This is a genomic window from Actinoplanes subglobosus, from assembly GCF_042650585.1.
GTDB classification, from domain to species: domain Bacteria; phylum Actinomycetota; class Actinomycetes; order Mycobacteriales; family Micromonosporaceae; genus Actinoplanes; species Actinoplanes subglobosus.
Genome location: NZ_JBHSBL010000010.1, coordinates 136,264 through 142,263, shown reverse-complemented (window position 1 = coordinate 142,263; position 6,000 = coordinate 136,264). Strand labels below are relative to the sequence as shown.

Below are 6,000 nucleotides of genomic sequence, written 5' to 3'. Positions count from 1 at the left end.
CACCCCTTCCACACACCCCGCTCCCACCCCCGCCTCGCCCACCACCCCTTCCACAGTCGGAGCTCCCCGCGGGCCCCTTCGCCTGCCCCTCTTTCGCCCTCCACCCACCTTCCCCAGCCGGCACTCCCCACCAGCCCCTTCACCACCCCTCCTTCGCCCCCACCCCCCTTCCCTCAGCCGGCACTCCCACCAGCCCCTTCGCCGGGCCCTCGTGCCGGCTTTCCGGAAGCCGGTCAGCGCACGGTGCGTGACTCGTCAGCGGTGGCCGTCAGCCTGGGACCATGAATGCGACGATCGTGGCCGCTGGGCTGCGCAAACGGTATCGGGGCGGACAGGGGACGACCGCTCTCGACGGGTTCGATCTGGAGGTTCCGGCCGGCATCGTGCACGGACTGCTCGGACCCAACGGCGCCGGGAAGACCACCGCGGTGCGGGTCCTGTCCACGTTGCTGGGTTTCGACGCCGGCCGGGCGGAGGTGGCCGGCGCCGACGTGACGAGCCAGCCCGGCCTGGTCCGCGAGCGGATCGCGCTGACCGGCCAGTACGCGGCCGTCGACGAGCTGCTCAGCGGCCGCCAGAACCTGATCCTCTTCGGCCGGCTGCACCACCTGCGCCCACGCGAGGCCCGGCTCCGGTCCGATGAGCTGCTCGAACGATTCGGGCTCACCGACGCTGCCGGCCGATCGGCGAAGGACTACTCCGGCGGCATGCGGCGACGCCTCGACCTGGCGGCCAGCCTGATCCGCCGCCCGCGGGTGCTGTTCCTCGACGAGCCCACGACCGGTCTCGACCCGCGCAGCCGCAACCAGGTGTGGGACGCCGTCCGCGGTCTCGTCGCCGACGGAACCACGGTCCTGCTCACCACCCAGTATCTGGAGGAGGCCGACCAGCTCGCGACCCGCATCTCGGTCGTCGACGCGGGACGAGTCGTCGCCGAGGGCACACCCGCCGAGCTCAAGTCGGCCCTGGGCGCGGACCGCCTGGAGGTCGTGGTCCGTGACGCCAACCGCCTCCACGACGCGGCGGCCGTACTGGCCCACATCGCGGGCGGCCGTCCGGATACCGACGTGGATCAGCGCCGGTTACGCGTACCCCTCCCGAAAGACCGGGTGGAGACGCTGACCGCGGCGCTGCGGGCCTTGCAGGAGGCTGGGATAACCGTGGCCGACATCGGCATCCACCGCCCCACACTGGACGAGGCGTTTCTGCACCTGACCGCCAGGAGCTCGTCCGCCGACCCCGCCGCACCACCGACGTCATCGCGCCCGCCGTCGTCAGCCCTTGCCACTCTCCCAGTTCCTCCCACTCCTTCCGCTCCTCAGGCCCCTCGTGCCGCTCAGGCCCCTTCAGCCCCTCCGACCGCTTCCACTCCTTCGGCCCCTCGGGCCGCCTCGACTCCTTCAACCCCTTCAGCCCCTCGCACCGATTCAGCCCCTTCCGCCTCTTGCGCCGCTCCGGCCCCTTCGGCCCCTTTGACCGCTCCGACCCCTTCAGCCCCTGGAGCCGCTCCGACCCCTTCAGCCCCTCCGACCGCTCGGACCCCTTCAGCCCCTGGAGCCGCTCCGATTCCTTCCGCCCCTCGCGCTTCAGCCCTTTCAGCCCATCGCGCCGCTTCGACTCCTTCCGCCCCTTCAACCCCTTCAGCCGCTCCGGCCGCTCCGACTTCTTCTGCTTCTTCGGAGGTGGCGGCATGAGCACGGCTATCGCTGACGGTCGCGTGATGGCCGGGCGATACCTGCGGCATGTGGTGCGCGCACCCGAGGAACTCGTCATCTACTTCAGCCTGCCGATCATGTTCGTGCTGGTGTTCGGGTACGTGTTCGGCAGCGGCATGTCGGTACCCGGCGGCGGTGGATACCGCGAGTTCCTGATCCCGGGCGTCTTCGTGATGACCATGCTCTACGGCATCGGCGCGACCGCCACAGGCATCGCCGTCGACGTGGGACGAGGTGTGGTGGACAGATTCCGTTCGATGCCGATGGCCCGCTCCGCGCTGATCACCGGCCGGGTCGCCGCCGACCTGGCCCGGGCTCTCCTGGAGACCACCGTCCTGGTGACATGCGGTCTGCTCGTAGGGTGGCGCTGGCACCTCGGTCTGGGCAACGTACTCACAGCGATCGGCCTGCTCCTGCTTCTGCGCCTGTCCCTGAGCTGTGTAGGAGTCACCCTGGGCCTGGCAACCCCGAACCCCGACACCGTGTCGATGATCGTGTTCCCGCTGGCGTTCCCACTGAGCGCCGTCTCCAATGTGTTCGTAGCCCCGGAACTCATGCCCGGCTGGCTGGGCACCCTCTCGGAATGGAACCCGATCTCCGCCACCACCACCGCCTTACGCGACCTCTTCGGCAACCCCGGTCTCGGCTCCGACTCCTGGCCGGCCGAACACGCTCTCCTACTCGCGGTCGCCTGGCCACTGGCGCTGATCATCATCTTCGGCCCCCTCTCAGTACGCCTGTACCGCAGGCTCGGCCAGTAGCCACTCCTCCCGATCGCCACTCCTCCCGACCGCTGCCCCTCCCAGCCGCGGCCTCTCCCGACCGGTGCCCTTCCAGCCGCGGCCTCTCCCGACCGGTGCCCTTCCAGCCGCGGCCTCTCCCGACCGCTGCCCCTCCAGCCGCGGCCACTCCCGACCGCTGCCCCTCCAGCCGCGGCCACTCCCGACCGCTGCCCCTCCAGCCGCGGCCACTCCCGACCGCTGCCCTTCCTGGCCTCGGCTTCCTCTTGGCCGTCTTTCATGTCGACCAACCAGCCCTCGATCCAACGACCCGGCCAACCGACCCTCGAACCGGCCGCGCCGCCCTCGCTCCGGCGACCCGGCCAAGGCGCCCTCGATTCGGGCCCACCAATCCGCTCTCGATCCAGCGGACCTCAACCGGAGTCGGAACCCTGCTTGGCCCGGCGTCATCGGCGTCCGTCCGATGACCTCTCGCCGCCCCGCACGACCAGCTTTGCCGGTTGATCGCTGTGGGCGGACGGGCGCGGCAACGCCCCGACCGCCCACAGCGTTCCGGGACACTCGGGGTGGAAGCGTCCCGGGTAGGACCGCGCCCCGGCCAGGCGGTCCGGATCGGCCATGCTCAGGGCGGTGAGCATGGCCATGCCTTGCCAGGCAGTCTGCGCGCCACTTGTTACGGGAAGCCATCTCTGCCACAGCGGACAAATAAGTCAAAAACCCCCGAGAACAGCATTTCTCCTGCGAAGATCAACTCCGTTGACATGATCTACAGCGGGGGTTTGCCGTGCGCAACGAGGAGAGCCGGAGCACACCGGTCATCAACAGGCCGGTGCCGCGGCCGGTCAATCGAGGGCCACAACCGGCCCGTCTCCCCCTCGCCGAGCCCGGCCAGCCCGAACCCCTCCCTCTGGAACTGGTCCGCCGCGACATCGCCGGCGACCGCCCTGGCGTACCCCTCATGCTCCGTATCCGCGTTGTCGACGCTTTCGACGGCACCCCCGTGACCGCAGCCGTGGTCGACCTCCGCCACCGCGATGCCACCGGCGACGACGAACTGCGGGGCGCCCAGGTCACCGACCCCGACGGCTACGCGGAGTTCCGCACGGTCCATCCCGGCCGCGAACCCGGAAAGCCCGTCCAGATCGCCGCCTCCGTCCACGTCGGCGGTTACCTGGCAGGCGGCCGGACAGTGACCTACTCCGGTCCTCTCTACGTGCCGGAACAGATCGCCGGCCAGGTAGCCGCCGGCCTGCCGCCCACCGATGACCTCCAGCCCACCGCAGGCGGCCCCCTCCATGTCGTCCCGCGGGACCGTTTCGACCTGACCGCGGGCCTGTTGGCCACCATCACCGTCACCGTCGGCGACTGACTCCGCTCCCCTCCAAGGGCCACCCCAAACTCCACAAGCTCGACGCCCCGAAACGCGGGTGATCTGACCGTCCCGACAAGCGGTCCGCTCCCAGTCACATACATCGGTTCCACCTCTCGCCCGTACAGGTCGGTTCCATCCGTCACCCACACTCGGTTCCACCCCTCGCCCGCACACGTCGGTTCCACCTCTCACCCGCACACGTCGGTTCCATCCGTCACCCGCACATCGGTTCCATCTCTCACCCGCGCAGATAGGCAAGGACGGCCCGGACCCGGCGATGGTCGTCGCTGTCCGGTGGAAGTTCGAGCTTGGAGAGCAGGCTGTTGATGTGCTTGGCGACCATCGCCTCGGTGACGACAAGTTCCCGGGCGATGCCTGGGTTCGAGCGCCCCTCGGCCATCAATGCCAGGACCTCGCGCTCGCGGACAGTCAGCCGATGCAGTGGATCGCGGCGGCGGCCCAGCAGCTGACGGACGACCTCCGGGTCGACAACCGTGCGACCGGCCGCCACCTCCTCGATCGCGTCGACGAACTCGGTGACCTCACCGATCCTGTCCTTCAACAGGTAGCCGACGCCTGCTCCGTGATCAGAGTCGATCAGCTCCGCGGCATACGTCTGCTCGACATACTGACTCAGCACCAGGACGGGCAGCTCCGGGTCGGCGGCCCGCATCTCGATCGCGGCCTGGAGGCCCTCATCGCTGAAGCCGGGTGGCATCCGCACATCGGTGACGACCACGTCCGGCCGGTGCTCGGCGACTGCCTCCCGCAACGCGACAGCATCCCCGACCGCGGCGACCACCTCGTGCCCGAAGCGTCGCAACATGCCTGCGACGCCCTCCCGCACGATCACGCCGTCCTCGGCGATGACCACCCTCATGCATCCTCCTCGGGCACCGGAATCTCGACGCGCAGCAGCGTAGGGCCGCCCGCCGGACTGGACATGTTCACTGTTCCGTCGACGACCGCGACCCGGTCGGCGAGCCCCGTCAGACCGGAACCCTTCGCGGGATCGGCGCCCCCGCCGCCGTCGTCACGGATCAGGAGGATCAACCGGCCGCGCTCCAGGAACGCCTCGACAACTGCCCGCTCCGCCCCGGCGTGCTTGGCCACGTTGGTGAGTGCCTCGGCCACCACGAAGTACGCGGTCATCTCGACCGCCGACGGCAACCTGCCGGGTAGGCGCAGCTCGAGATCGACCGACACCGGCGCCAGCGAGGCGACCTCCCCCACTGCCGCGGCCAGGCCTCGGTCGGTCAAGACCTTGGGATGCACGCCCCGGATCAGCTCCCGCAGGTCGGTCAGCGCCTGCTTGGCCAGTTGGTGAGCGGCGGCAAGCGGCTCGGCGCCGGGCGTACCGGCCGGCACCTCGAGACGGGCAAGCCCGAGTTGCATGCTCAGCGCGACCAGGCGCTGCTGGGCACCGTCGTGCAGGTCACGCTCGATCCGCCGCCGCTCCACCTCGAACGCGTCGACGAGCCTGGCCCGCGACCGGGTCAGCTCCCTGAGGCGCGCGTCGTCGGGTGGCGTGAGCATGGCGCGGGCCATCGCAGCGCGAGCGCCCGCCCAGGCGATCACCGGATAGGCCAGGATCGGGCCCAGCAACAACCCGGCGAAGACCGCGGGCAGGGTGGAGGACAGCGGCTCGTCACTGATGGTCCACGGCGCACCGACCGAGATCAGGAGTGTGTAGGCGACACCGACGAGGACCAGCAGGTCCATCCAGCTGAGCATGGCCGCTGCCAGCGCCGCGTAGAACAGCTCCCGCCAGGTGGCCTCCTCTCGCAACCGCAGTGTGACCCAGGCACGGAGCCCGGCACGGGGTGGAGGAAGATGCGGGTCGCGCAGCTCGTCGTGGTCGACCAAGCGGAGCCGCCGCCGCTCGACACGAGCCACCACGATGCCGGAGAGCAGACATCCCACGTAACCGGCCACGCCGACGACCACCGCGGCCAGCAGTGTCCCGACGACCAGCATGACCATGACCGCCGCGACGGTGGCGGCGCCGAGCAGCGTGCCGCTCGCCAGGTAGGCGAGAGAACGCCATGGCCAGGACGATCGCAACAGCGCGGCCGGACGCATGGTGAGCGCTTCGAGCGCGTTGCGGGGCTGCATGTCCGGCACGCTACCGGCCGTTCGGGCGCCTGTCGGTAGTGCGGGTTTACCTTCAAGA

The 6,000-nt window shown here is 70.1% G+C and carries 4 protein-coding genes and 1 pseudogene; 3 read left to right on the top strand and 2 right to left on the bottom strand.

All coding sequences use genetic code 11. From position 1 onward, the window contains the following. Positions 1–281: 281 nt before the first annotated feature. The 3 genes and pseudogenes from ACFO0C_RS11015 to ACFO0C_RS11005 all read left to right on the top strand — a co-directional run. A pseudogene (locus tag ACFO0C_RS11015) lies at positions 282–1,232 on the top strand (ATP-binding cassette domain-containing protein); the annotation flags it as partial. A 458-nt stretch (positions 1,233–1,690) separates the two neighbouring features. Continuing rightward, on the top strand, positions 1,691–2,476 hold the full coding sequence (locus ACFO0C_RS11010) for an ABC transporter permease (protein ID WP_378066480.1): 786 nt from the start codon (positions 1,691–1,693) through the stop codon (positions 2,474–2,476). A 937-nt stretch (positions 2,477–3,413) separates the two neighbouring features. After that, positions 3,414–3,824: a hypothetical protein gene (locus ACFO0C_RS11005; RefSeq protein WP_378066479.1), complete on the top strand. Its 411-nt coding sequence runs from the start codon at positions 3,414–3,416 to the stop codon at positions 3,822–3,824. Between the two features lie 241 nt (positions 3,825–4,065). Here the strand turns inward: ACFO0C_RS11005 and ACFO0C_RS11000 are convergent, their stop codons facing one another. Both ACFO0C_RS11000 and ACFO0C_RS10995 read right to left on the bottom strand, forming a co-directional pair. Continuing rightward, positions 4,066–4,707 carry a response regulator gene (locus tag ACFO0C_RS11000; RefSeq protein ID WP_378066478.1) on the bottom strand — a complete coding sequence of 214 codons (642 nt, stop codon included), beginning with the start codon at positions 4,705–4,707 and terminating at the stop codon, positions 4,066–4,068. Beyond that, on the bottom strand, positions 4,704–5,942 hold the full coding sequence (locus ACFO0C_RS10995) for a sensor histidine kinase (RefSeq protein ID WP_378066477.1): 1,239 nt from the start codon (positions 5,940–5,942) through the stop codon (positions 4,704–4,706). Before ACFO0C_RS10995 ends, ACFO0C_RS11000 begins: the two co-directional genes overlap by 4 nt. Positions 5,943–6,000 lie beyond the last annotated feature (58 nt).

What these genes read in the sequence shown, in the direction of transcription:
- ACFO0C_RS11010 (WP_378066480.1), top strand. Translation starts at nt 1,691, where the DNA reads ATGAGCACGGCTATCGCTGACGGTCGCGTGATGGCCGGGCGATACCTG.
- ACFO0C_RS11005 (WP_378066479.1), top strand. Translation starts at nt 3,414, where the DNA reads ATGCTCCGTATCCGCGTTGTCGACGCTTTCGACGGCACCCCCGTGACC.
- ACFO0C_RS11000 (WP_378066478.1), bottom strand. Translation starts at nt 4,707, where the DNA reads ATGAGGGTGGTCATCGCCGAGGACGGCGTGATCGTGCGGGAGGGCGTC.
- ACFO0C_RS10995 (WP_378066477.1), bottom strand. Translation starts at nt 5,942, where the DNA reads ATGCAGCCCCGCAACGCGCTCGAAGCGCTCACCATGCGTCCGGCCGCG.